This is a genomic window from Idiomarina solivarensis, assembly GCF_033052755.1.
Taxonomy (GTDB): domain Bacteria; phylum Pseudomonadota; class Gammaproteobacteria; order Enterobacterales; family Alteromonadaceae; genus Idiomarina.
Genome location: NZ_JAVFHZ010000002.1, coordinates 134,908 through 158,824, shown reverse-complemented (window position 1 = coordinate 158,824; position 23,917 = coordinate 134,908). Strand labels below are relative to the sequence as shown.

General features: G+C 47.9%; 25 protein-coding genes. 9 read left to right on the top strand and 16 right to left on the bottom strand.

Features of this window, described 5'->3' with window-relative positions:
• Nucleotides 1-38: 38 nt before the first annotated feature.
• The 5 genes from RBK99_RS04740 to srmB all read left to right on the top strand — a co-directional run bounded on the left by RBK99_RS04740 (nucleotide 39) and on the right by srmB (nucleotide 6,149).
• Entirely contained in the window at nucleotides 39-1,034 is a 996-nt protein-coding gene (locus RBK99_RS04740; RefSeq protein WP_317503496.1) for an ArsJ-associated glyceraldehyde-3-phosphate dehydrogenase, read from the top strand.
• Nucleotides 1,034-2,245: an organoarsenical effux MFS transporter ArsJ gene (arsJ, locus tag RBK99_RS04735; protein WP_317503495.1), complete on the top strand. Its 1,212-nt coding sequence runs from the start codon at nucleotides 1,034-1,036 to the stop codon at nucleotides 2,243-2,245. The genes RBK99_RS04740 and arsJ overlap by 1 nt, the downstream gene beginning before the upstream one ends.
• A gap of 286 nt (nucleotides 2,246-2,531) precedes the next feature.
• Nucleotides 2,532-4,022 carry a SulP family inorganic anion transporter gene (locus RBK99_RS04730; RefSeq protein ID WP_317503494.1) on the top strand — a complete coding sequence of 497 codons (1,491 nt, stop codon included), beginning with the start codon at nucleotides 2,532-2,534 and terminating at the stop codon, nucleotides 4,020-4,022.
• Between the two features lie 17 nt (nucleotides 4,023-4,039).
• Complete coding sequence (locus tag RBK99_RS04725; RefSeq protein WP_317503493.1) at nucleotides 4,040-4,888, top strand: universal stress protein; 849 nt, start codon at nucleotides 4,040-4,042, stop codon at nucleotides 4,886-4,888.
• Nucleotides 4,889-4,919: 31 nt separating this feature from the next.
• The gene (gene srmB / locus RBK99_RS04720; protein WP_317503492.1) at nucleotides 4,920-6,149 is read left to right on the top strand and encodes an ATP-dependent RNA helicase SrmB; all 1,230 of its coding nucleotides are present in this window, start codon (nucleotides 4,920-4,922) and stop codon (nucleotides 6,147-6,149) included.
• Here srmB and RBK99_RS04715 read toward each other — a convergent pair.
• The 4 genes from RBK99_RS04715 to pomA form a co-directional block, all read right to left on the bottom strand.
• The gene (locus RBK99_RS04715) at nucleotides 6,146-6,475 is read right to left on the bottom strand and encodes a VanZ family protein (RefSeq protein ID WP_317503491.1); all 330 of its coding nucleotides are present in this window, start codon (nucleotides 6,473-6,475) and stop codon (nucleotides 6,146-6,148) included. The genes srmB and RBK99_RS04715 overlap by 4 nt on opposite strands.
• 18 nt (nucleotides 6,476-6,493) lie before the next feature.
• Nucleotides 6,494-7,945 carry a tRNA uracil 4-sulfurtransferase ThiI gene (gene thiI / locus RBK99_RS04710; RefSeq protein ID WP_317503490.1) on the bottom strand — a complete coding sequence of 484 codons (1,452 nt, stop codon included), beginning with the start codon at nucleotides 7,943-7,945 and terminating at the stop codon, nucleotides 6,494-6,496.
• A gap of 66 nt (nucleotides 7,946-8,011) precedes the next feature.
• Nucleotides 8,012-8,947, bottom strand: a complete 936-nt coding sequence (locus RBK99_RS04705) for a flagellar motor protein MotB (RefSeq protein WP_317503489.1) — start codon at nucleotides 8,945-8,947, stop codon at nucleotides 8,012-8,014.
• Between the two features lie 2 nt (nucleotides 8,948-8,949).
• Nucleotides 8,950-9,717: a flagellar motor protein PomA gene (gene pomA, locus RBK99_RS04700; RefSeq protein ID WP_317503488.1), complete on the bottom strand. Its 768-nt coding sequence runs from the start codon at nucleotides 9,715-9,717 to the stop codon at nucleotides 8,950-8,952.
• 202 nt (nucleotides 9,718-9,919) lie between these two features.
• Between pomA and RBK99_RS04695 the strand changes: the two genes are divergently transcribed.
• Genes RBK99_RS04695 through dxs form a run of 3 tightly spaced genes read left to right on the top strand, consistent with a single transcriptional unit; the run spans nucleotide 9,920 to nucleotide 12,904 of the window.
• Entirely contained in the window at nucleotides 9,920-10,159 is a 240-nt protein-coding gene (locus RBK99_RS04695) for an exodeoxyribonuclease VII small subunit (protein ID WP_317503487.1), read from the top strand.
• Entirely contained in the window at nucleotides 10,156-11,043 is an 888-nt protein-coding gene (locus RBK99_RS04690; protein WP_317503486.1) for a polyprenyl synthetase family protein, read from the top strand. The genes RBK99_RS04695 and RBK99_RS04690 overlap by 4 nt, the downstream gene beginning before the upstream one ends.
• A 4-nt stretch (nucleotides 11,044-11,047) precedes the next feature.
• Nucleotides 11,048-12,904 (top strand): 1-deoxy-D-xylulose-5-phosphate synthase, encoded by a 1,857-nt coding sequence (gene dxs, locus RBK99_RS04685; protein ID WP_317503485.1) that lies wholly within the window; start codon nucleotides 11,048-11,050, stop codon nucleotides 12,902-12,904.
• An 18-nt stretch (nucleotides 12,905-12,922) separates the two neighbouring features.
• On the opposite strand, the gene RBK99_RS04680 is transcribed toward dxs, so the two are convergent.
• The 12 genes from RBK99_RS04680 to RBK99_RS04625 all read right to left on the bottom strand — a co-directional run bounded on the left by RBK99_RS04680 (nucleotide 12,923) and on the right by RBK99_RS04625 (nucleotide 23,155).
• Nucleotides 12,923-13,420, bottom strand: a complete 498-nt coding sequence (locus RBK99_RS04680; RefSeq protein ID WP_317503484.1) for a phosphatidylglycerophosphatase A family protein — start codon at nucleotides 13,418-13,420, stop codon at nucleotides 12,923-12,925.
• Nucleotides 13,420-14,424 (bottom strand): thiamine-phosphate kinase, encoded by a 1,005-nt coding sequence (gene thiL / locus RBK99_RS04675; RefSeq protein WP_317503483.1) that lies wholly within the window; start codon nucleotides 14,422-14,424, stop codon nucleotides 13,420-13,422. The genes RBK99_RS04680 and thiL overlap by 1 nt, the downstream gene beginning before the upstream one ends.
• Before the next feature lie 3 nt (nucleotides 14,425-14,427).
• A complete protein-coding gene (gene nusB, locus RBK99_RS04670; protein WP_317503482.1) occupies nucleotides 14,428-14,847 on the bottom strand; it encodes a transcription antitermination factor NusB in 420 nt (139 codons plus the stop codon).
• Between the two features lie 10 nt (nucleotides 14,848-14,857).
• Nucleotides 14,858-15,322, bottom strand: coding sequence for a 6,7-dimethyl-8-ribityllumazine synthase (ribH, locus tag RBK99_RS04665; RefSeq protein ID WP_054489444.1), 465 nt, complete (start codon nucleotides 15,320-15,322; stop codon nucleotides 14,858-14,860).
• Between the two features lie 55 nt (nucleotides 15,323-15,377).
• Nucleotides 15,378-16,025, bottom strand: a complete 648-nt coding sequence (locus RBK99_RS04660; protein ID WP_317503481.1) for a GNAT family N-acetyltransferase — start codon at nucleotides 16,023-16,025, stop codon at nucleotides 15,378-15,380.
• Entirely contained in the window at nucleotides 16,022-16,624 is a 603-nt protein-coding gene (locus RBK99_RS04655) for a 1-acyl-sn-glycerol-3-phosphate acyltransferase (protein WP_317503480.1), read from the bottom strand. Before RBK99_RS04655 ends, RBK99_RS04660 begins: the two co-directional genes overlap by 4 nt.
• 4 nt (nucleotides 16,625-16,628) lie before the next feature.
• Nucleotides 16,629-17,510, bottom strand: coding sequence for a DUF3014 domain-containing protein (locus RBK99_RS04650; protein ID WP_317503479.1), 882 nt, complete (start codon nucleotides 17,508-17,510; stop codon nucleotides 16,629-16,631).
• A gap of 11 nt (nucleotides 17,511-17,521) precedes the next feature.
• Nucleotides 17,522-18,298 (bottom strand): peroxide stress protein YaaA, encoded by a 777-nt coding sequence (gene yaaA / locus RBK99_RS04645; RefSeq protein ID WP_317503478.1) that lies wholly within the window; start codon nucleotides 18,296-18,298, stop codon nucleotides 17,522-17,524.
• Nucleotides 18,299-18,338: 40 nt separating this feature from the next.
• On the bottom strand, nucleotides 18,339-19,286 hold the full coding sequence (gene secF / locus RBK99_RS04640; RefSeq protein WP_317503477.1) for a protein translocase subunit SecF: 948 nt from the start codon (nucleotides 19,284-19,286) through the stop codon (nucleotides 18,339-18,341).
• 8 nt (nucleotides 19,287-19,294) lie between these two features.
• Nucleotides 19,295-21,139 (bottom strand): protein translocase subunit SecD, encoded by a 1,845-nt coding sequence (gene secD / locus RBK99_RS04635; protein WP_317503476.1) that lies wholly within the window; start codon nucleotides 21,137-21,139, stop codon nucleotides 19,295-19,297.
• Between the two features lie 28 nt (nucleotides 21,140-21,167).
• Nucleotides 21,168-21,503: a preprotein translocase subunit YajC gene (gene yajC, locus RBK99_RS04630; protein WP_317503475.1), complete on the bottom strand. Its 336-nt coding sequence runs from the start codon at nucleotides 21,501-21,503 to the stop codon at nucleotides 21,168-21,170.
• 140 nt (nucleotides 21,504-21,643) lie between these two features.
• The gene (locus RBK99_RS04625; protein WP_317503474.1) at nucleotides 21,644-23,155 is read right to left on the bottom strand and encodes a sigma-54-dependent transcriptional regulator; all 1,512 of its coding nucleotides are present in this window, start codon (nucleotides 23,153-23,155) and stop codon (nucleotides 21,644-21,646) included.
• 144 nt (nucleotides 23,156-23,299) lie between these two features.
• Here RBK99_RS04625 and RBK99_RS04620 point away from each other — a divergent pair, with 144 nt between their 5' ends.
• A complete protein-coding gene (locus RBK99_RS04620) occupies nucleotides 23,300-23,917 on the top strand; it encodes a trimeric intracellular cation channel family protein (protein WP_317503473.1) in 618 nt (205 codons plus the stop codon).

Here is a 23,917-nt window from a genome sequence, read left to right as displayed (position 1 = left end):
TGAGATACGAATGCTTACATTTAGTAGGAGTTAATATTATGACGATTAAAGTTGGAATTAACGGTTTAGGTCGTATTGGTCGCCTTGCCTTGCGCGTAGCGTGGAAGAATCCTGAACTGGAAGTTGTTCAGGTGAATGACCCGGGTGCTGACGCTGCGACTTTTGCGCACTTAATGAATTTTGACTCCGTGCATGGCCGCTGGGGTTATGAAGCCGAAGGCCTAAGCGACGCCATTCAGATTGGAGATGAGCGCATTGCGTTCACCCAACACAAAACCATCGCCGACAACGACTGGAGTGGCTGCGATGTAGTACTGGAAGCGTCGGGCAAAATGAAAACCGTAAAAGTTCTTAACGACTATCTGTCACAGGGCGTTGAGCGAGTTGTCGTATCAGCTCCGGTTAAAGAGCCCGGCGCTTTGAATATTGTCATGGGCGTTAATGATCATCTTTATGACCCGGAAAAGCATCAGATAGTTACAGCTGCGTCCTGTACCACCAACTGTCTGGCGCCTGTGGTTAAAGTACTGCAGGACAAAATAGGCATTAAACACGCGTCTATTACCACCATTCACGATTTAACCAATACGCAGACCATTCTGGACGCGCCGCACAAAGACTTACGTCGCGCCCGCGCTTGCGGTATGAGCCTGATTCCTACATCTACCGGCTCGGCCACTGCTATTGTCGAGATTTTCCCGGAGCTTAAGGACAAAATTGACGGTCATGCGGTACGAGTTCCTTTAGCCAACGCATCGTTAACCGACTGTGTTTTTGAAGTGGAAAAAGCCACCTCAGTTGAAGAAATCAACGGCTGGATGAAAGAAGCCGCTGAAGGTGAATTGAAAAACATTCTCGGCTACGAAGAACGCCCGCTAGTATCCATTGATTATAAAACCGACCCACGTTCCAGTATTGTCGATGCGCTATCCACCAAAGTCATTAATGGCACACACGTTAAAATTTACGCCTGGTATGACAACGAATGGGGCTATGCAAACCGCGCTGTAGAACTGGTTGCTAAGGTCGGCTAATGCTCAGTCAGCTGTCTCCTGCCATCCGTCAGTATTTAATTGTTACAGGTAACTACTGGGCTTTTACGCTGACTGACGGCGCGCTGCGCATGCTGGTGGTTCTGCACTTCCACCAGTTGGGTTACAGTGCGCTGGAAGTGGCCATGCTGTTTCTGTTCTACGAGTTCTTTGGCGTGGTAACCAACCTGTTCGGTGGCTGGCTGGGTGCTCGTTGGGGGCTCAACCGAACCATGAACATTGGGCTGGGAGTACAGATTGTGGCACTTGCCATGCTATTGGTCCCCAGTTCAATGTTAACGGTTATTTGGGTGATGGCAGCTCAGGCGCTCTCTGGCATTGCCAAAGACTTAAATAAAATGAGCGCCAAAAGTACCATCAAACTCTTGGTGCCCGATAACAAACAAGATCAGTTGTATAAGTGGGTCGCTATACTGACCGGCTCTAAAAATACTTTAAAAGGTGTTGGCTTTTTCCTGGGGGGCTTACTGTTAACCGTCATTGGGTTCCAGGGTGCGGTACTGGCTATGGCAATAATGCTGGCTGTCGTCTGGACAGGCAGTCTCATTTTCCTGAAAAAGGAGTCTGGCAAGGCCAAATTCAAGCCCAAATTTAAAGACATTTTATCCAAAAGCCGGCCGATTAATATTCTATCAGCGGCGCGGTTTCTGCTCTTCGGCGCCCGCGATGTGTGGTTTGTGGTTGGGCTGCCGGTGTTTCTTGCCAGTCAGCTTAACTGGAGTCATTGGCAGGTTGGTAGTTTTCTCGCACTTTGGGTCATTGGCTATGGCTTTGTACAGAGCATTGCACCAAGCTTTACCCAAAGTCGTAATGACGTACCTAAAACCCAGGCCATTGTCTGGAATGCATTACTAATGCTCAGTCCGTTAGCGCTGACACTGGCCTTATGGCAAAGCTTGCCGGTAGCTCTGAGTATTATGATTGGTTTAGGCCTGTTCGGTATTTTGTTCGCCATTAACTCCTCGTTGCACAGCTATTTAATCGTGGCCTACTCGCGCGCCGATGGCGTTTCTCTGGATGTGGGCTTTTATTATATGGCCAACGCCGCCGGTCGCTTAATGGGTACTGTTTTATCAGGCTGGGTCTATCAACAATGGGGGCTAGCGGCCTGCTTAATGATATCAACGCTGTTATTGCTATTATCCACTGTCGCTATTAGCTTTTTACCAGCGCGGGAAAAGCATCGTGTCTGATATGTCGTAGCCTGACATTTATGTCAATTGCGATATCTGACCTGACATAAATGTCAGGCTACGCCGATGTGGAAAGCCCTTGTAGTCGGCTGGTTTTATGCTAGAATTCGCGCTCTTTTTTTGACCAGCCGCAAACCATAAGGAGCCACCTACGTGCTGACGCGTATTACGCCACCCTAGCCGTCACTTTCCTGTCACAGGTGCGCAGTAGGCTGTTCACTGCTTTTCTGGCCATTCCGGCCAATTATATTCGTTGTTGTTATCTAAAATTTGGTGTCATTTAACTATGTTGAAGTCTATCCAGCAGAACTGGTTTTCTAATATACGTGGTGATTTGTTATCGGGTATTGTTGTCGCGCTAGCGCTTATCCCGGAAGCAATCGCATTTTCTATTATTGCCGGCGTCGATCCAAAAATCGGCTTATATGCTTCTTTCTGCATTGCAGTAGTCATTGCATTTACCGGTGGACGCCCAGGCATGATCTCCGCCGCAACCGGGGCCATGGCGCTACTGATGGTCACGCTGGTTAAAGATCACGGACTTCAGTACTTGCTGGCGGCAACGTTACTGACCGGAGTGCTGCAAATCATCGCGGGTTACCTCAAGCTGGGTGAGCTCATGCGTTTTGTCTCCCGTTCCGTTGTGACCGGGTTCGTTAATGCGTTAGCCATTCTCATTTTTATGGCACAGCTCCCCGAATTAACGAACGTGACCTGGCATGTGTATGCCATGACCGCAGCCGGGTTAGCTATTATCTACGGCTTCCCGTATATACCTGTTATCGGAAAGATACTGCCGTCACCACTGGTGTGCATTGTGTCGCTAACGATAGTCGCTGTGTTTTTAGGACTGGATATTCGCACCGTGGGTGACATGGGTGAACTGCCTGACACTTTGCCCGTTTTTCTTTGGCCTGACGTTCCGCTCAATTTTGAAACGTTAGCTATTATTTTCCCCTACTCAGCAGCTCTCGCCGTTGTGGGCATGCTCGAGTCTCTGATGACCGCCACTATTGTTGACGATTTAACCGATACCCCCAGCGACAAAAACCGCGAATGTAAAGGTCAGGGCGTTGCCAATATTGGCGCGGGTTTGTTAGGTGGCATGGCCGGTTGCGCGATGATAGGTCAGTCCATTATTAACGTGAAATCGGGTGGCCGGACGCGACTTTCAACACTTGTGGCCGGTTTATTTCTGTTGGTTATGGTTTTGGTTCTCGACAACTTACTGGTAAAAATTCCAATGGCCGCGTTAGTCGCTGTCATGATCATGGTCTCTATCGGTACCTTTAGTTGGAGTTCTATTCGCGACTTAAAAAAACACCCGCTGTCCACTAATATTGTTATGGTCTCCACGGTTGCAGTGGTGGTAGCTACGCATAACCTAGCCTATGGCGTGCTGGTTGGTGTGCTTTTGGCTGCCATGTTCTTTGCCAACAAAATAGGGCATTATCTGTACATTAACTCGAACATTGATGCTAACGGTATGAAACGCACCTATCGTGTGGTTGGGCAGGTATTTTTCAGTTCATCTGAAAAGTTCCTGGCAGCATTTGATTTCAAAGAAGGTGTTGAACAGGTTGTTATTGACTTAAGTCATGCCCACTTCTGGGATATTACCGCGGTTGATGCGCTTGACCGTGCCGTGGTGAAATTCCGTAGGGAAGGTGCGGAAGTCGAAGTGATTGGGCTGAATGAAGCCAGTGCCACTATCGTTGATCGCTTTGGTGTTCACGACAAGCCTGCCGCGGTTGATAAACTGATGGATGGTCACTAATGGAAAAGGATTCAATAATGAAACACGTTGTTGCTTGTATTGATGGTTCCGCGTCAACTCAGTCTGTCTGCGATTACGCCAGCTGGGCTGCGTTGCGCTTAGAAACCCCCTTAACGCTTTTTCATGTGCTGGATGAAGCACGCTACCCAACCGAACCGGATATGACCGGTAACATCGGCCTGGGCAGTCGCGAAGCGTTGCTGGAGCAACTGGCGGAATTGGATCAAAAACGCAGCAAGTTGGCATTAGAACAAGGCCACCATATGCTGGAAAGTGCAAAAGCCCGGGCCCTGAAAGACGGCGTAGAAGAGGTTAACTTGCGTCAACGCCATGGTGACTTAGCCGACTCACTACAAGAAATTGAAGACTCAATGCGACTGCTTGTGATGGGTTTGCACGGTGAAGACACCACTCGTACAAGCAGAGTCGGTAGCCAGTTAGAAACCGTTGTCAGAACCATGCACCGCCCTATTCTGGTTGCCCCGGAAGAATTCACAGAACCTAAGAGCGCCATGCTGGCGTTCGACGGGAGCGACTCTTCCCGTAAAGGCATTCGGCTGTTGGCCGAAAGTCCAATTTTTAGAGGGTTGCCTTTGCACCTGGTCATGGTTGGCGCAGACACACACGACAGCCGTGCCTCGATTGAAGCCGCTGCAAACCACCTGAATGAACTGGGGCATGACGTACGCTTTGAAATACGTTCTGGTGACGTTGAGCCAGCGCTTCACGCTTATCAAAAAGAACATAATATCGACATTCTGGTCATGGGTGCCTATGGGCATTCGCGTATTCGCCAGTTTTTAGTTGGCAGCACCACAACCAGTTTGTTACAAACGACCAACTCAGCTTTACTATTGCTACGTTAACGGTAGACAAGATGACTTCAAGGAAAACAACATGACCCCAGATTGGGAAGAGTTTGATCTCGACGACCGCTTAATTGCTGTTCTGCGAGAGGCTGAACTCAACAAGCCAGCAAAAGTGCAACAACAGAGTATTCCTGCGGCTCTCGATGGCCGTGACTTACTCATTAGTGCACCCACCGGCACCGGTAAAACATTAGCCTTTTTGCTGCCCGCTCTGCAGCACTTGCTGGACTTTCCGCGTCAACAACCGGGCCCGGCACGCATTTTAATACTGGCTCCAACGCGTGAGCTCGCTGAGCAAATCCACCAGCAGGCAAGCCTATTTGAAAATAAAACAGGGTTGTCTTCTGTGGTAGTGACCGGCGGTATTAACTACGGCTCGCAGCTATCACTGCTGGAAAAAACACACGACATTCTGGTTGCCACACCCGGTCGCCTCATGGACTTACTGGAAGCAGAACAGTACAACCTGGAAGGCATAGAGTGGCTCATTATTGATGAAGCCGACCGTATGTTAGATATGGGCTTTGCAGCAACAGTAAAAGAAATGGCCCTGCAAGCGCGTCACCGTAAACAATCGCTCTTGCTATCGGCAACGCTCAACAGTTCTGGTGTTATTAAGTTTTCACGGGAGCTACTCACCGAACCGGAATACATTGACGTACAACCACCAAAGCGTGAACGCGGCAAAATTCTTCAATGGGTGCATTTGGCCGATACTGACGAACATAAGCGCCAGCTTTTAATGAGTACGCTTAAAGAGCACCCTGGCCGTCAGTTTGTGTTTGTCCGAACTCGTGAGCGTGTGGAACTCATTGCCAATTTCTTACGCAGTCAGTTCGGTACCGCCCGCAAAATTGTGACGCTACGGGGTGATATGCCGCAGAGTGACCGACAGCGCATTATGAACGAGCTAAAGCAGACCACCGACATAACGCTAGTTGCCACTGATATTGCCGCACGAGGCCTGGATGTGGACGATATTACCGTCGTGGTGAATTACGACTTACCGAAACAGGCCGACGTTTATCTGCACCGAATTGGGCGTACTGCTCGAGCAGGGCAAAAAGGCATAGCCATTTCCTTAGTCGAAGCACACGATGCCTTATTGCTGGGCCGAATTGAACGCTATTTAGATGCCAAACTCGACAGACGAAACATTGAGGGTTTAAAGCCTCAGTATAAATTTCCGTCGACGGATAAATCGCGCTCTAAGAAAAAAGACAAGAAGAAAAAGGACAAAAAGAAAAAGTCGCGTTAACGCGACTTTTTTCTTATATGGTGCCAGATAAAATAGGCGATGACGCCACTGGCATCGGCTATCCAGTCATAAACATCAGCGCCGCGACCCGGCGCATACGTTTGCGCCACCTCAATTAAGAGTCCGTATCCCACCAAAAACAACAGTGAAATACCGGCTGACAAAGCAAAAGCCCGATGAAACGTCAGCGCCAGAAGAAAGAAAAGAACGAAGTGAACCAGTTTATCCAAATAAGGAACACTCTGGGCTCCTGTTGCGGGAAACTGCCACAAAAATAAAAACGTTGTTATCGACAACAGAACAAAAAAAACGGCTCTTGCCAGCATAATTTACATCTCTTTAAATTAAGGCTTATAGACCGATACGTTGGTGTAGCCATTTTCGTGCAATAACAACGCCTGCATCCTGCTCATAATACCTTGATCACAGTACAACAAGTATTCGCGATTTTGATCCAGTTCAGCAAATTGAGTCGCTAATTTGAAAAACGGAATTTCAATCACTTCAACATCCACCGACAACGGAGCATCCTCTATTTCGTCATCGTTGCGAATATCTATGATGGCAGTATTTGCTTTCAGTTCCGTTGTCGTCTCCGGCAGTGCCAACTCTTCTTCCGTTTGCGTTGCAATATCCTGCATACTGAGCACGTTCGAGTCACGAACCACCTGGTCCAGCAATTCCTGATTAAGCTTCGCTTCTTCGGCTTCGATAACCGCCGGAATGGCCTTGACCGTGGGCTTATTCGAAATAACCCCGCAGTATTCAGGAATAGATTTCGCCAGCGGCTCGGTGCCGATGCGCTTGGCTTCATCCACAATTTCTTGTTTGTCTTTGGTTATCAGCGGTCGCAACACTAACGCCGACGTTGCCTGGTCAATAACGCGTAAATTAGAGAGGGTCTGACTCGACACCTGCCCCATGGCTTCGCCGGTCACAAGCGCCTGAGCCTTCACATAGCGGGCCACTTTGTCGGCTGCTCTTAGCATTTGGCGTTTTAATACCACCCCCATTTGGCCGTTATCCACATGGGTCAGAATGTCATCAACAATTGGGGCAAAGTCGACACTAATGAACTTAATGGGGTGTGACGCACTATAGCGCTTCCAAAGATAATACGCGATTTGCCGTACCGCTACTTCGTGAGCATCGCCACCTAAGTTAAAAAAGCAGAAATGCGTGCGGGCACCACGACGAATAAATTCATAGGTGGCTACCCCTGAGTCAAAGCCACCACTCAATAACGACAGCACCGTTTCCTGGGTAGGAATGGGAAATCCGCCAAGACCATTAACGCGTTCGCCCACTAAATGCACGACTTGATTGGTAATTTGAAGTGCGATGTCTTCGTCGGGTTTAGAAAGATTGACCGACGCATCCGGAACACGCTCTAACAAATAGCCACCAATATATTGCTCAAGTTGCTGAGAAGTGAAGTCATGGTTGCCTTTGCGCTTAACCCGCATCGCAAAGCTTTTTCCCGACAAACGCTCTAGCCAGTGCTCGCCAACCAATTCTGCAATAGCATCAAAATCGGTTAATGGTTGCTCAATAACTTCAGCAAACCAGGAGATTCCGGGGGTATTTTGTAGAATGTCATTAATTTCATTTCGCACTTGGGGAGAGTCGCCATCAGCAGACACTTCAATGCGATCCCATAGCCACTTCACTAGCACGGAATTATCAACCGGGGCCAAAATTTTGCGCAGGTTATTGGTTAACACTTTACCGTAACGCTTACGCACAGAACGGCTTTTAATGGTAATTTCGGCGTGCAGGCGGACAACAAACTTCATAGCAACATCGTCAGTTCTTTAGGAAAGTGCACAATTATACGTGTCCTGCCTGACAGAAACCAGCGTTCAGTCGATCACATCAACCGGATCGGACTCTGCGGCTTTACCCTGCATAATAGATATTTCAACACGCCGGTTACGCTTGCGATTTTCCTCTGAGTTATTAGGAACCAGAGGCTTGGTATCCGAATAGCCCATGACAACCATACGATCTTCGCTGAAACCTTCAACTTTCAGCATTTCTTCCGCAACAGCGACCGCTCGTTTACTGGAAAGATCCCAGCGTGAAGAGTAAATTTCAGAAACCAGACGTTCGTTATCACTATGACCCGACACAGTAATTTCGCCGGGAATATCTTTTAATGCCCCTGCAACTTCCTGAATAATTGGACGGAACTGCGGCTGCAAAAATGCCGAGCCTTCGGGGAAAGAGCCTTGCTCGCGTATGCGAATAATAATTTGCTGTCCATGCTGTTCCAGCTCAATGGTGCCCGCTTTAATCTCATTTTCCAGTTGCTGTTCAATTCGACGCATCAGCTCTTTTGATACTTTCGTCATGGCTTCAGTATTTTCGGACTTCGCTTCTTCTTTATCCTGCTCACTCTCCGATTCCTTGCCACCGCGTTCAGTTTGTTGACCGCCAGCAAAATCCGACTCCCCTTCCTGGAACTCGAGCATTTGCTGTGTCATTTCAACTGTTTGCTGCTGAATCGTCTCAATGGGGGTAGGCTCCGGGCGCCCGGGTCGGAACTCCTGTGCAATAACACTGGTGCCTTTAGGAATGTCTTTGACTTCAATTTTATTCTGTACGCCGAGCGCGTACTTCATGGAACCGGCAATTTGTTTAAACTTCAGTACGTCCATTTCGGAGAAAGCCAGCAGCAGTACGAAGAAGCACATTAACAATGTCATGAGATCGGCAAAGGTTGCCATCCACATGGGCAGCCCTGCCGGCGGGCAGTTGCAATCTTCTTCTTCGTCTCTCACTTTCTCAGAGGCCATGACTACTCGCCCTCATCCTCGTTACCAATACGTTTGGATTCAGCCAGATAGTTCCTGAGAATACCTTCTATTACACGGGGGTTTTGACCGTCCTGAATACCTAAAATGGCATCCAGTATCAATTGCTGGTTCAGTTTTTCCTGCTCAGCACGCAAGAGCAGTTTGTTCGCGATAGGAATCGCAATGACGTTGGCCAGAAAGGCACCATAAAGCGTCGTTAACAACGCAACCGCCATGGCTGGACCAATCGCTTTCGGATCGTCCATGTTCGATAACATGGCGACCAGACCAATCAAGGTACCAATCATACCCATAGCCGGGGCTACGTCGCTCAGTACTTTGAATACGCGGGCACCCTCTTCATGGCGGGAAAAGCTCATTTTGATGTCTTTCGATAGCGTCTGACGAACAACCTCAGCATCGTGTCCATCGACAAGCATATCAACACCCTTGCGAAAGAACTTATTTGGAATTTCTGCTTCTTCAAGGGCGAGAAACCCGCCTTTTCGCGCAGCGTCGCCCATTTCAACGGCTGTATCAATAAGTTCTTGTGGGTGTTCAATTTTAAAGAAAAAGGCCTTAACGACAACTTTCCCGGTACCCAGAAACTGACTTAAAGAAAAGTTTGCTAAGGTTATAAATAATGATCCACCGAATACGATAAAGAATGACTGGGTATCCATAAATAGCCCAATATCACCCCCCAGAATCATGGCAACAACGACAAAGCCGATAGCGCCTATAATTCCTATGAGCGTTGCTATATCCACTCAGCTTTCCTCCCCAATTTACGTATTCGCTTTTGTTGCTGTGCTCATTCTTAAACAATAGTGTCGCTCTGACAAGCGACATCTGATCATCTTACACAGGAATAATGAGATCATCGGCTGACATTCGGGATTCTTTATCGGATAATTAACTTTCACTAGAGTAGCGAAGCCGCTCAAAACTGACTTAAAGGCAGAAACAGCTATGGCAGATGAGAAAAAACAGCAATCCTTTGAACAGGCTCTTGAACAGCTGGAGCAATTAGTCAACGAACTTGAACAAGGCGACTTGCCGCTAGAGCAGTCACTGAAAAAATTTGAGCAGGCCATTCAGTTATCACGATCAAGCCAACAGCAACTGCAGCAGGCGGAACAGAAAGTCACCACGCTGCTCGCTGAGCAACAGCAGCCAGAAAGCAGTGAAGATAACGGAGAACTAATGTGACGATTAATTCGTTAACAGCAGAGACCCGAGAGCAGGTTGATCGCTTTTTAGAACAGAAACTCGGCACTCTGACGCTAAACGAACGGTTAAACCAGGCAATGCAGCATGGTGTTCTATTGGGGGGCAAGCGCATTCGTCCCTATTTGGTCATGACCGTGGCTGATATCTGCGGTGCGGACAAACAAGACGCATTACGTGCTTCCGCCGCGATAGAGCTCATCCATGCCTACTCGTTAATTCATGACGATTTACCGGCAATGGATAATGACGATTTGCGTCGGGGCCAACCCACTTGTCACATTGCATATGATGAAGCGACTGCTATTCTGGCTGGTGATGCTCTGCAAACGCTGGCGTTCGAAATATTAACCGAACAGGCCATGCATCAACTGCCAGCGATACGCCAGTTACAATTGGTGCATGTACTGGCTAAGGCCAGCGGTGCTGAGGGTATGTGTGCAGGCCAGGCGATTGACTTACAGGCAACCGCTAAAACATTAACCGAAAGCGCTCTGGAGCAAATGCATGTAAGTAAAACCGGAGCTCTGATTGCAGCGGCGGCCAGTATGGGCGTTTTGTGCGGCAGCAGCGAGGCGCAACAATGGTTACCGCAGTTTGAAAAGTTTGCGCGTTATCTGGGGCTGGCATTTCAAGTGCAGGATGATATTCTCGACGTAACAGGTAATACAGAAGCTTTGGGAAAACCTCAGGGTTCTGATACCGCGTCAGAAAAATCAACTTATGTGCGCTTACTCGGTATCGAAGGGGCAAAAGAGCGCTTACAAAACTTACACAATAAAGCGCTACAGTCATTAGACGATATCCCTTACAATACCGACAAACTCGAACAATTTTCCGACTTGCTGTTAAAGCGGGACCACTAATTGAATGACTGAAAAATATCCGTTACTTGATAAAATTAACTTCCCCGCTGATCTGCGCAGACTCTCACGCACGCAGTTACCGGAATTATGTGCCGAAATCCGCCAGTTTTTACTGACCTCTGTTAGTCAGAGCAGTGGTCATCTGGCCTCGGGATTAGGCACCGTTGAGCTGACCGTCGCTCTGCATTATGTCTATCACACGCCTCAAGACAAGTTAGTCTGGGATGTGGGTCATCAGGCTTACCCACACAAAATACTGACAGGCCGCAAGCAGCAATTACACACCATTCGTCAAAAGGACGGCTTGCACCCCTTTCCATGGCGTGAGGAAAGTGAATACGACGTGCTATCGGTCGGTCATTCAAGTACATCCATTTCGGCGTCTCTAGGCTTAGCCGTTGCGGCTCAACGGCAAAACTTAAAGCAAAAAGTGGTCTCCATTATCGGTGACGGTGCAATGACCGCAGGCATGGCCTTTGAGGCGATGAATCACGCCGGTGACATAAAGCCGGATATGCTGGTTGTACTCAACGACAACGACATGTCAATTTCAGAGAATGTCGGCGCATTAAATCATCATTTTGCCCGTTTGTTGTCCGGTCGTTTTTACACCTCGTTGCGTGAAGGCAGCAAAAAATTACTCAGCCCGCTTCCTCACATTCGCCATTTCGCCAGCCGCGCTGAAGAACACATGAAAGGCATGATGGCACCGGGAACAATTTTTGAGGAACTGGGTTTCAACTACATTGGTCCTATCGACGGTCACGATGTCGATGCCTTAGTTGAAACACTGTCAAATATGCGCCATTTAAGTGGCCCGCAGTTACTGCATATTGCTACGCAAAAAGGCAAAGGCTATAAGCCAGCAGAACAGGACCCCATTGGCTACCATGGCGTTCCTAAGTTTGACCCTGCAGAATCGAGCTTGCCTAAAAAGGCCGCAGGAATCCCAAGCTACTCAGAAATTTTTGGTCAATGGCTGTGTGATACCGCCGATAACGACTCCCTGCTTATGGCGGTCACACCTGCCATGCGTGAAGGTTCCGGTATGGTTGAGTTTTCTCAACGCTTCCCAAAACAATATTTTGATGTTGCCATAGCTGAACAGCACAGCGTGACCTATGCGGCCGGCCTTGCAATTGCAGGAACGAAGCCTGTTGTGGCAATTTACTCTACCTTTTTGCAGCGTGGTTACGATCAACTGATTCACGATGTCGCGTTGCAAAACCTCGACGTACTCTTCGCTATTGACCGGGCGGGCATCGTCGGTGCAGATGGACCCACGCATCAGGGCGCCTTTGATCTAAGCTATTTGCGCTGCATACCCAATATGTTAGTTATGGCGCCCAGCAACGAGCAAGAGTGCCTGGATATGCTCACCACGGGTTATCAACACAAAGGCCCGGCTGCTGTTCGCTATCCCCGCGGAGCTGGCATAGGTCTGGAACTTCGTCAGGGCAAAGCCCTGGACATTGGTCAGGCGAAAACCATTCATCAGGGTCAGGACATTGCCTTCCTTAATTTTGGTGCTTTACTGCCTGAGGTGGAAGTAGCGGCTGCGGCATTTAATGCCACGGTCATTGATATGCGTTTCGTAAAACCCCTGGACACCGACTGTCTGGACGAATTAATGAAAACCCACACTCTGTTCGTCACTATCGAAGAAAACGTGATAGCGGGCGGCGCAGGCAGCGCTGTCTGTGAATACATTGCTCAGCGCGAGAGTAGTCCGCAGGTTCTGAGACTTGGATTACCTGATGAGTTTATAAAACATGGGTCACAAAATGAAGTTCGTGCGGAGCTGGGCTTAGATGCCAGAGGTTTAGAGCGTCAGGTAAAGGATTTCATCAAGCAAAACTAAGAGTACACGTCAGGTTTGTTAGCCTAACAGACCTGACAACCACCACCCTAAATGCAATAACGCAGCAGAGAAAACCCCTGCCAGTACATCGTCCATAATGATGCCGTTTCCGCCCTCTAACTGTTTGTCAGCCCAGCCAATAGGCCCGGGCTTCCAAATATCGAGAATGCGGAATAAAATAAACGCCGCCACTAACCAAAACGGCTCGACCGGCAAGGCAAACATAGCAATGGCGTAACCGACAATTTCATCCCAGACAATAGAGGGATGGTCATGCACCCCCATGGCTTTCGCTGTGTACTGACATATCCAGATACCCGCCACAGTCATTACCACAAGTGCCAGCAAATAGCCCCACCAAGTCAGCTGTGCTAATAGAAAAACAACCGGGATACCAACCAGCGTTCCAAACGTACCAGGTGCTTTCGGGATCAGACCGGATCCGAATCCTAAAGACAGCCAATGCACTGGGTTAAACTTGGGAAGCTTATTTTTCGGTAAATCTGAATGATCCATTAACTTTCTTCCCGGGTCATATCGCTCTGCGCAAAGTGATTAAAACTCCGGTACTCCTCTGACAACGACCATTCCTCGCCATTGTAACGTAAATGAACGTCTCCCTGTCCGCCATTAGCCACACGGCCAATACAGACCGGTCGCGTTTTCAGGTGGGCCGTTAAGGTTTCCATTCGACCACGATGTTCTTCCGGTAAGGTAAAACATAACTCGTAGTCGTCTCCGGCGGTCAAAGCAAGGGCAAGCGCATCGTCAACGTTTAAGTTTTCAGTTAGCGCTAAGGACAGGGGTAGCTTTTCCAGATCCAGCTGAGCGGTCGTGCCGGCTTTTGTCATCAAATGCCCCAAGTCAGCTATCAAACCATCGGATACATCAATACAGGAGCTGGCAACACCCCGCAAGCTTTGCCCCAAAGCAACCCTTGGCGACGGATAATGTAAGCGCTCAATCACCTGCTGTAAGTGGCGACCTGTTGTGCTGATCTTATTTTGAGTTACTTTCAAACCTAAACCAGCATCTCCTAAAGAGCCGCTGACATAAACCCAGTCTCCGGCTTTAGCTCCGGAGCGCGGTATCGCGGTACCCGATGGCAACTGACCATGCGCGGTTATGGTAATGGTCAGTGGACCTTTGGTGGTATCACCGCCAATTAACTGGCAATCATAATAACTGCAAATTTCATCGAGTCCGCCGCTAAATTCCTGCAACCAGTCCTCGTCAACGCGGGGAAGAGTTAGAGCTAAACTGACCCAGCTCGGCTGAGCGCCCATTGCGGCTAAATCACTCAAATTTACGGCAACGCACTTATGACCTATAGCACGCGGGGGAGTCGTTTGATCAAAGTGCACACCTTCCACCAGGGTATCAGTCACAACAACTAAGTCATGTTCAGGCATTGGGCGGACAACCGCGCCGTCGTCTCCAATACCCAAAGCAACATCGCCCCGTTTTGCGGAGCGATGTGCGAAGTATTCATTAATTAGCGAAAATTCATCGCGAGGCATAAATTACTGCCGGGTTGGCCGAAAGGTATCAACGGCTTTATCGAGGACGCCATTCACAAAACGATGGCTGTCATCGGCACCGAAAGACTTAGCAAGCTCGATGGCCTCGTTAATAGCAACTTTGTAAGGTACGTCCACACGCTCGCGTAATTCGTAAGCTGAAATTCTCAGAACCGCCAGTTCTACCGGGTCGAGTTCCTTAATCGGTCTGTCTAAAAACGGCTCCAGAGCTTCGTCCAGTGTCCGGTAATGCCCGCCAACACCACGAACCAGCTCCAAAAAGTAGTCGACATCCACTTTACTGGTGTCGTTGTCCGTTAAAAATTGAGCCTCGATGTCGCTAAAGCTATTTTGCGATAGCTGCCATGAGTAAATTGCTTGCACGGCCAACTTGCGGGCCTTTCTTCTTGCTGCGGGTTTCATTTAATGTATCTCAGAGTTGTTTCAGTACGTTAACCATTTCAAGCGCGCTTAGTGCGGCTTCCGAGCCTTTATTACCAGCTTTAGAGCCACTGCGTTCAATCGCCTGTTCCAGCGTATCGGTGGTAATAACACCAAAGGCTACTGGCAGATCAAATTCCGTAGCGACCCGGCCTAAACCACTGTTACATTCGCCAGCAACAAACTCAAAGTGAGGTGTCCCGCCGCGAATAACAGCGCCAACAGCAATGATCGCATCGTACTTACCTGAACTGGCCAGGCGTTTAGCGGTTACCGGCATTTCGTATGCGCCTGGAACGCGTACGACAGTAATGTCCTCATCCGCAACTTCACCATAATGTTTCAGTGTTTGTACCGCACCGTCTAATAGGCTTTCGACCATAAAATGGTTAAAGCGCGAGACAATAATGGCAAACTTTTTACCCGCGGCGTTTATTCCGCCTTCGATTACCTGCATGAGTTTTCCTTATTAACCGTTCGTTAATTGCGCGCGATGATAGCACAATGACGGATTATTTGCGTGAAATTGAATAGGAGAAATACTTTTCTCTGGCATCCAGGTTACGGCCTAACGAACGCGCATTGCTCGTTTCAAGCAGTTGCACCGTTGTTTCGTTATCTTCGGATACGGGGAATAATACCTGACGCCAGGGCCAGCTTGCCTCTAACCAGTCGGTTAATAAGGCAAAAAAGTCGTTGTGTAAATTATCATTCACGGCTGACTGCAAAAGCCACCAGCTGACTTCAGCATTATAGGTACCGCGTGAAATACCGCTTTTTTCTTCTCTGCTTGCGGCTACCGGCACCATATACACAGCCCCAATAATGGAGTTGTCGCTCTTATCAATCACCAAATACGTAAACGCGGTATGTTCTCTAGCCTGCTCCAGATGGTAGTTAACCATCGTTTCATTCTGTTCGAGACTACTTTTCTCCGAAGGCCAGGCCCAGCCAAGGCGATTATACAGCCACTTTTGAGAGGTCATGTAACTGTGAAAGAAACGGTCTGTGTCAGATGCTTTGAGTGGACGAATGATTAAGCTCGTCCCTTCTGCGTATTCAGGTACTACCCAATCTTTTTTCCAAAAGTCTGCGGCAGCCGCTGAAAAAGAAAGCGGAAGAATAAGCAGCAAGAGACAAAAGGGAAGCGACCGTTTCAACAGGCTTCTCCCCGCTTGCCTCGTGCGTGCTCAAAATAAGATTTTACGCGAATGAGCTCTTTATCAATTTCATCGCCAATCATCAGGGCAGGGCCTATATCAATGGCTTTACGGGCAAAGTCGAACACGATAGGAATGACTGGAACTTTCGCTTGCTGCGCCATGTGCAGAAAACCTTTTTTCCATTCTTTTACGCGCTTTCTGGTGCCTTCGGGTGTAATCACCAGTATCAGTTCATTCTTCTCCCGAAACTCTCGGACCATGTTGCCAACAACGCCATTCGCACTGCTTCTGTCAATGGGAATCCCTCCCAGTTTGATCATCAGACCTTTTAAAGGGAATCGGAATAAACTACTTTTGGCTAAATAATTCAGCTTCAGACCCATAGCCAGCATAACGAAAACCCCAACAGGGAAATCCCAGTTAGAAGTATGTGGCGCTACAGGAAGAATTGCCTTCTTTACATTCGGCATTTCGCCATTAATTTTCCAACCGCCCATCAACCTTAGGCCTAACCGACCCAACCAACGCAAAAAGCGATTATGATGAACGGGGAATTCGCCTTTAACAAATTCCGGAATTACGTCTTTATCCGTCATAAGATTATTGTAGTGCTCTTCTTATTTCGCGTAATTTTTGCTTCACGCGCTTAATGTTTTCAGGGCCCATGCGCAATAATTGCTTTTGCACCGCAGGTAACGTTTCATAAGCCTCATTGGCATAGGTGTACATGACGTTATCATCTTCTACTTGCACCAGACTTTCCGGTACAGGCGTTCCCAAAACAACATCAATGGCTTCTAAAAGCGTGTTATCAAAATCAGAGTCAGGGTATCCGATTTCAGCATAAGCTTCCTGTACTAACGGTTTAAATAACTCGTAATTTTCAGCCAGTGCATAAGGGTCCAGGCTGACGAACCAGTCAACTAATGCGTCGTACCGACGATAAGTGCTTTCATCAATATAAAGCTCACCATCCACTTCAATCACACTGAAACGGCCATCTGGGCGCTGGACAATAGTCCGCTCGCGCACAATGCCGCCGTTACTCATGTTATCCACTAACACAACGGCATCTCGAATAAGCTGAGAACTCTTAAGCGGGCGAATATTGATGTCCGCAGAATCAAGGTTCTGTAAAACCGTTGGTGTACTATTCTCAAGCTCAGGTAACGTCACAGGCTCAGGCTCAACGGGTTCTGGTTCAGGTTGGACTTCGGGCTCAGGTTCGGTTGGCACTGGTTCCGGCTCAACCTCGGGTTCAGGTTCGGTCACTTCTTCATAACTCTCAGCCTGAACTTCAGTCGATTGTTGCTGATCAACCTCGACCGTTTCAGTTCGCTGTTTGCTGTCTTCCGAAGACGGTAACCACCACCATACCAGCGCGGCTATAATAGCCAGCACAATCAGCGTAACAACAACCCAAGTCGTTTTTCGACTTGCTTCTTCGGTTGCCGGCGATGTTTCTACCTGTTCATCACTCATTGTGCGCTCCTTTATTTTTGCTCAGCACGACAAAAAACCAGTTGTTTGTCGTTTGACATTGCTTCGTTAAAACAATAACCACTTGCATCAAACTCTTTTAAATCAGACACAGATTGTGGCTTTTGGTTCACGATAAAGCGAGCCATTAGTCCGCGTGCCTTTTTTGCGTAAAAACTGATCACTTTGTACTGACCGTTTTTTTCGTCTTTAAACACTGGTGTAACAATATCTGCATTCAACATTTTTGGCTTAACGGCAGAAAAGTATTCATTAGACGCCAAATTAACTAAGGTTGAACTCCCCAGCTCGGCTAAATCATCATTGAGTAGCTGGGTAATCGTATCGCCCCAGTACTCATATAAATTTTTACCGTGGGCGTTATCCAGTTTCGTCCCCATTTCCAGCCGGTAAGGCTGCATTAAGTCTAGTGGACGCAAAACACCATACAAACCGGAAAGAATACGCAGCTGCTTTTGCGCCGTATCAATGGCATCCGGACTCAAGCTTGCAGCATCAAGCCCGGTATAAACATCGCCGTTAAAAGCATACATAGCCGGGCGTGCATTTTTTTCATTGAAAGGTCGTTGCCACTGCTCAAAACGAGCCGCATTTAAACCCGCTAACTTGTCGCTAATTTTCATTAACGACCCCAGTTGTTGCGGGCTCAATTCACGACAAACCTGAACCAGCTCCTCAGCGTTATCCAGCAACCGAGGCTGCGTGACACTGAGCTTTGGCAAATCACTTTCATAATCCAAATTTTTTGCTGGAGAAACAACGGCCAACATGTCTAATGCACCCCATTTAATTTATACAATAATAGCGACTTTACTGTAACGGATCTTGATCCGCGCCTTCTTTTTCTACTTCTGGCGGCATTAAGTCTTCTCGACTGACGCCAAAAGCCAGCGCAACCGTACTGGCGATATAAATGGATGAGTAAGTACCAATGACCACACCAAATAATAGCGCTGTAGAAAATCCGTGGATTAACGGCCCACCAAGAAAAAATAAGGTCAACAAAACTAATATTGTTGTTAACGATGTCACTAAGGTTCGGCTTAACGTATCCGTCAGCGCCCGGTTAACTGTCTGAATAGGCGTTAACTTAGAGAACTTGCGGAAAGTTTCACGGATTCGGTCACAGACCACCACCGTATCGTTAATTGAGTAACCAATAACCGCCAGTAGTGCGGCCAGTACGGTTAAATCAAACTCCAACCCTAATACCGAGAATAGCCCTAGCGTTAAAATAACATCGTGAGCCAAGGCAGCAACAGCACCAACCGCTAATCGCCATTCAAATCGCATGGCAATATACAGTAGGATACATATCATCGCGGTCAGCATCGCTAACCCACCCTGCTCGATAAATTCTTCGCCAACGTTCGGGCCAACAAATTCGATCCGGCGCATTTCTATCTTTTGTTCAAAAGTTGAACGCAAAGATTCAAGTATCGCGGTGCCTAGCTGCTCAGCTTTAACGCCTTCGCGAGGCTCTAGTCGAATCAGAATGTCTTCTTCAGTGCCATAATGCTGTACAACCGCATCACCGAAATCAGCACCATCTAAGGCACCCCGGACACGGCTTAAATCTGCCGGTTTTTCAAAACCAACCTCTAATAACGTTCCGCCAGTAAAGTCCAGCCCAAAATTTAGCTTGTTCACCGATAACGAAATGATGGAAGCGACCACCAGCAACGCGCTGATAGCCCCCATAATTCCGCGAAAACGCATAAAGGGAAGTCGTTCATCTGTATTAATAATTCTTGGCATAGCTCCCCCTAAATAGACAGTTTAGACAGCTTTTTACCGCCCCAAACTGAGTTAACAATGGCACGGGTTCCAACTATCGCCGTAAACATTGACGTTACTATTCCGATAATAAGCGTAATAGCGAAGCCTTTAACCGGCCCGTTACCAATAGCAAAGAGTATCAGTGCGGCAATCAAAGTCGTCACGTTAGCATCGGCAATGGTCGACAGCGCACTGTCATAACCATGGTGAATCGCCTGCTGTGGACTTCGTTTGGATTTAATCTCTTCACGTATCCGCTCAAAAATAAGCACATTGGCGTCTACTGCCATACCAACGGTTAGCACGATACCAGCCATACCTGGCAACGTAAGCGTTGCGCCAGGAATCATCGACATAACACCGATAATAAGAATCAGGTTGGCTGCCAGCGCGGTATTGGCCACAAGACCAAACTTCTTGTAGTACAACACCATAAACGCCAGAACCAAAATAAAGCCCCAGAGAATAGCTTGTGTGCCGGCATTGATATTTTGTTGACCAAGACTTGGTCCAACCGTCCGTTCTTCCACAATTTGAATAGGCGCGATTAAGGCACCTGCTCGCAGTAAAAGAGCCAGGTTCTGTGCTTCATTAGCACCCACACCGGTAATACGGAAACTACTGCCTAGACGCGACTGAATGGTTGCTACGTTAATGACTTCAGCATTTTTCGTGAACTCCAGATTTCCTTCCGCATCACGCTCGTCCGTTGCTTTGTATTCAATAAAGACCGTTGCCATTGGGTCGCCAACATTGTCTTTAGTCGCCATGGACATTTTGTTGCCGCCAGCGCCATCCAGGGTGATGTTGACTTGTGGACGGTTGTACTCGTCATAGCCTACGTCAGCGTTAACAATGTGGTCACCGGTTAAAATAACGTCTTCTTTTAATAATTGAGTAGGTCCGTTACGCATCGGCATTAACTCACTACCGAAGGGCACCCGACCATTTTGCGCATCGCGTACGTCATTTTCCGTATCAACCATGCGGAATTCCAGCGTTGCCGTCGCACCTAAAATATCTTTGGCGCGCGCGGTATCCTGAACTCCCGGCAGTTCAACCACGATGCGATTGGCGCCCTGGCGTTGAATCAGTGGTTCTGCCACACCCAACTCATTCACCCGGTTACGCATAATCGTAATGTTTTGAGATACGGCGTAGTCACGGGTTTCAGCCAGCTTCTGGTCAGTCATTTGCAACGTCAGTAGTTGATTTTCTTCGTCTTCAACTAAGGTGTATCCGGGGTAACGCCCATCGAGATAACTGACTGCTTCCGCATAAGCTTCTTTATTGCGAAGCTCCACTTCAACGGTTGTGTCATTGACGCGAACCGCACTGTAACGAATGCGTTCTTCACGCAGTTCAGCACGAACCGTGTCTTTCATACCACCAACAATCTTACGGACGGCTTCGTCCATATCGATTTCCATTAAGAAGTGGACACCACCACGTAAATCCAGACCCAGCTTCATAGGCTGAGCGCCAATGCTTTTAAGCCATTCTGGTGTAGCGGGAGCCAAGTTGAGAGCAACGGTGTAATTATCACTCAAGCTTTTCATGATAGCTTTTCGTGCTTCAAGTTGCTCATCATCGGATGTCAGACGGACCAGCAGCTGCTCTTCTTCAAGCGCAATGCTTTTGGCCTGTATACCAGCTTCTTCAAGACTCGTTCTCACGCGATCCATTGTGCTGGTATCGATGGTCGCATTTCGGTTTGCGGAAATCTGAACTGCGGGATCTTCGCCGTAAATATTTGGCAGCGCATAAAGCGCTGCCACTAAGACGACAAAAATAATCAGTAAGTTTTTCCACAACGGGTATTTATTTAACACGTCGTGCCCCTGTTTATAACATCAGAGATTAGAGAGACTTCATCGTTCCTTTAGGAAGAACAGAAGTCACAGAACCTTTTTGAATCGTTACTTCCAGCTCGTCAGTCAAAGCGATAACGACAAAATCTTTGTCTTCAGCTACTTTAGTGATTTTGCCGACTAAACCACCCTGGGTTAACACTTCATCGCCCTTGCTCAAGGCGCCCATCAGTTCTTTATGCTGCTTAACGCGTTTTGCTTGCGGACGGTAAATCATGAAGTAAAAAATTAAGGCGAACATGACCAGCATGAAAATTAATTCCATACCACCGCCACCGACGCCGCCGGCACCTTGTGCGTATGCTGAGCTAATAAAAAAATCCATAAATTTCCCTCAGTTAATATCAGTTTATTATTTATATGTTTTAAACAACCATCTTCCCATATGGGGACAGTTATTCAAAAATACAATTCAGTTTTCTAAACCCGTTATACTATCAGAAAGTTTAACACCGCTCAGTATTATCAAATAGTATAGCCAAGACTTTTTAAACGGCGCCGCAATCCAATTTGAGAAACTTGTAAATCCCACATCATTTTTTCTGTGTCTGCTCTGTTCTCATCGTAACTTTGTTTGATTTCATCTTCGGATAGATCCTGTGCGGTGCGAACCCCTTCGAAACGCTGGATTAGTTGATAAACCGACGCTCTCGATATCCCTAGTTTTTTGGCGGTTGCCTGCAGCTCAAACCGGCAGCCGCTCAGTGTTTCTAATAATTCATCACGACTGATACTATTTGGCTTACGGTGCACTTCTGCTGCTTCCTCCCAGCTACCGCTGGTAGCGGGCTTCAACATGGACAATAGCTGAGGGTCAAGATGCAATTGTTCCTGTTCTCTGCTATCAATAACCACCTGTCGCGCTACGTTACGTAATTGCCGCACATTTCCCGGCCAGTGGAACGTCAGCAGCTGGTTCATCAGCTCCCCCGGAATTCTAATATCATCCTTGCGATTCCCATAAAGCTTGCGCCACTGTTCACGAACAAAATAGTCGAACAGCAAACCGATGTCTTCTCGACGCTCCGCCAACGGAGGAATAAACAATTGATAAGCCGATAATTTCTCAATTAGCATCGACAATATGGAGTTTTCCTCATGCGTATTCGGATCGTGATGACTAGTGAGCATAATGCGGCAACTGACCGACAATGCTTCGTCGCTCCCAACAGGCACTACCGACTGGCTCTGCAGCACAGTGTAAAGCAACCGATGTATGCTGCTTGAGGCGTCCTCAATGTCTTCCAAAACAATAGTGCCGCCATCGGCCTGCTCAAAATAACCGGGCTGCCGGCTTCCGTTACGGTAACTACCGAAAAGTTCAGCTTCGGCAACGGCATCATGAATAGCCGCCAGGTTCACGCTAATGAAAGGTTTGGTGCGCCTCTCACTGGCTTGATGAATAGCGTAAGCCGCCTGCTGCTTTCCGACTCCGGCAGCGCCTCTAATCATAACCGGTAAGTTCATTCCGGCTAACCGCTCCACCCGCTGCCGAATCGCCCTAATGTCTGAGCTGATTCCAAACAGCACGTCATTATCGTCAACGGTGGAGTCATGCAATGGTAAATTTTTTAAGAGTAAAACAATGCGGTGATTTAAGCCGATAACAACACCGTTATCTAACTCACTTTCTTGCAGAACATACTCGTCCTGAATGCCACGCCCGGCGATAGTCACGGTTGTTTTGGTACTGTGCGCGCGCAGCTTGATACGCCCACCTGATTCGCTTTGAAAAATGATGGGCGATCGGCTGATAAATTCGTCAAGTAACGCCCTGCCCGCATTCCCATTTTTAGCAAATTCAGGTTTAACCCGGCTCAAGTAATCATTGCTGTTATTATGCAATTCCATCAGCACTGCCCGCTCGCCAATCCTTGAGCGGTCAGGGTGCGTTGCAATAATTAGCATTGGTACTCGCTGATAACTATTAACTAATTCATCGACAACGTGTTTTGTCGTGTACTGAGTTGCACTCATTCTCGCTAATCCTTAGCTCATCAGCTTCTCTGAAGTTGGTAGCATGATAAAATTATAGGCCGTAAATAGCCAATCAATTTGTGCTGGGAATCAATTAAGCTTAATGACAAACTAGGTTATACCATTGCTACTTTTTGATTACTCATGGAATTGATATTTTACTGGACAGATCATGCTGGTGTCGCGGTTTTTGCGATAGCCGGTACATTATTAGCGTTTCGCAAAAAGATGGATGGCTTTGGCGTACTTATCTTAGCGTCAGCGACCGCTATCGGAGGTGGTACAACACGCGATCTGATCCTTGGCTTACCGGTTTTCTGGACTCACGACCCAAATTACCTCTACACCATTATTGTGGCGGCGCTGCTGACCATCACCTGGCTCAGGTTCAAAGCTTACATACCCATGAACACTTTAATGGCTGCAGACGCTGTTGGGCTGGCCTTCTTTGCCACAATGGGCGCTGAAAAAACTCTATCAGCCGGCTTTCCACCTTTTATTGCTATTATCATGGGAACCATATCAGCCTGCTTTGGCGGTATGCTCCGCGACGTTCTTGCGCGTGATATTCCCATGGTTTTAAAAAGCGAATTATACGCAACCACCTGCATAATAGGCGCTACCGTTTACGTAATACTGGTTCCCTTTCAGCCCCTCATTGCGTTGGCTGCCGGTATGGCATCAACATTGCTCATTCGTCTCGGGGCCATCAAGTTTAATTGGTCGCTGACCGTTTTCCCTGACCATCACGATCACCACTAG

What these genes read in the sequence shown, in the direction of transcription:
- RBK99_RS04740 (WP_317503496.1), top strand. Translation starts at nt 39, where the DNA reads ATGACGATTAAAGTTGGAATTAACGGTTTAGGTCGTATTGGTCGCCTT.
- arsJ (WP_317503495.1), top strand. Translation starts at nt 1,034, where the DNA reads ATGCTCAGTCAGCTGTCTCCTGCCATCCGTCAGTATTTAATTGTTACA.
- RBK99_RS04730 (WP_317503494.1), top strand. Translation starts at nt 2,532, where the DNA reads ATGTTGAAGTCTATCCAGCAGAACTGGTTTTCTAATATACGTGGTGAT.
- RBK99_RS04725 (WP_317503493.1), top strand. Translation starts at nt 4,040, where the DNA reads ATGAAACACGTTGTTGCTTGTATTGATGGTTCCGCGTCAACTCAGTCT.
- srmB (WP_317503492.1), top strand. Translation starts at nt 4,920, where the DNA reads ATGACCCCAGATTGGGAAGAGTTTGATCTCGACGACCGCTTAATTGCT.
- RBK99_RS04715 (WP_317503491.1), bottom strand. Translation starts at nt 6,475, where the DNA reads ATGCTGGCAAGAGCCGTTTTTTTTGTTCTGTTGTCGATAACAACGTTT.
- thiI (WP_317503490.1), bottom strand. Translation starts at nt 7,945, where the DNA reads ATGAAGTTTGTTGTCCGCCTGCACGCCGAAATTACCATTAAAAGCCGT.
- RBK99_RS04705 (WP_317503489.1), bottom strand. Translation starts at nt 8,947, where the DNA reads ATGGCCTCTGAGAAAGTGAGAGACGAAGAAGAAGATTGCAACTGCCCG.
- RBK99_RS04695 (WP_317503487.1), top strand. Translation starts at nt 9,920, where the DNA reads ATGGCAGATGAGAAAAAACAGCAATCCTTTGAACAGGCTCTTGAACAG.
- dxs (WP_317503485.1), top strand. Translation starts at nt 11,048, where the DNA reads ATGACTGAAAAATATCCGTTACTTGATAAAATTAACTTCCCCGCTGAT.
- RBK99_RS04680 (WP_317503484.1), bottom strand. Translation starts at nt 13,420, where the DNA reads ATGGATCATTCAGATTTACCGAAAAATAAGCTTCCCAAGTTTAACCCA.
- thiL (WP_317503483.1), bottom strand. Translation starts at nt 14,424, where the DNA reads ATGCCTCGCGATGAATTTTCGCTAATTAATGAATACTTCGCACATCGC.
- nusB (WP_317503482.1), bottom strand. Translation starts at nt 14,847, where the DNA reads ATGAAACCCGCAGCAAGAAGAAAGGCCCGCAAGTTGGCCGTGCAAGCA.
- ribH (WP_054489444.1), bottom strand. Translation starts at nt 15,322, where the DNA reads ATGCAGGTAATCGAAGGCGGAATAAACGCCGCGGGTAAAAAGTTTGCC.
- RBK99_RS04655 (WP_317503480.1), bottom strand. Translation starts at nt 16,624, where the DNA reads ATGACGGATAAAGACGTAATTCCGGAATTTGTTAAAGGCGAATTCCCC.
- RBK99_RS04650 (WP_317503479.1), bottom strand. Translation starts at nt 17,510, where the DNA reads ATGAGTGATGAACAGGTAGAAACATCGCCGGCAACCGAAGAAGCAAGT.
- yaaA (WP_317503478.1), bottom strand. Translation starts at nt 18,298, where the DNA reads ATGTTGGCCGTTGTTTCTCCAGCAAAAAATTTGGATTATGAAAGTGAT.
- secF (WP_317503477.1), bottom strand. Translation starts at nt 19,286, where the DNA reads ATGCCAAGAATTATTAATACAGATGAACGACTTCCCTTTATGCGTTTT.
- yajC (WP_317503475.1), bottom strand. Translation starts at nt 21,503, where the DNA reads ATGGATTTTTTTATTAGCTCAGCATACGCACAAGGTGCCGGCGGCGTC.
- RBK99_RS04625 (WP_317503474.1), bottom strand. Translation starts at nt 23,155, where the DNA reads ATGAGTGCAACTCAGTACACGACAAAACACGTTGTCGATGAATTAGTT.
- RBK99_RS04620 (WP_317503473.1), top strand. Translation starts at nt 23,300, where the DNA reads ATGGAATTGATATTTTACTGGACAGATCATGCTGGTGTCGCGGTTTTT.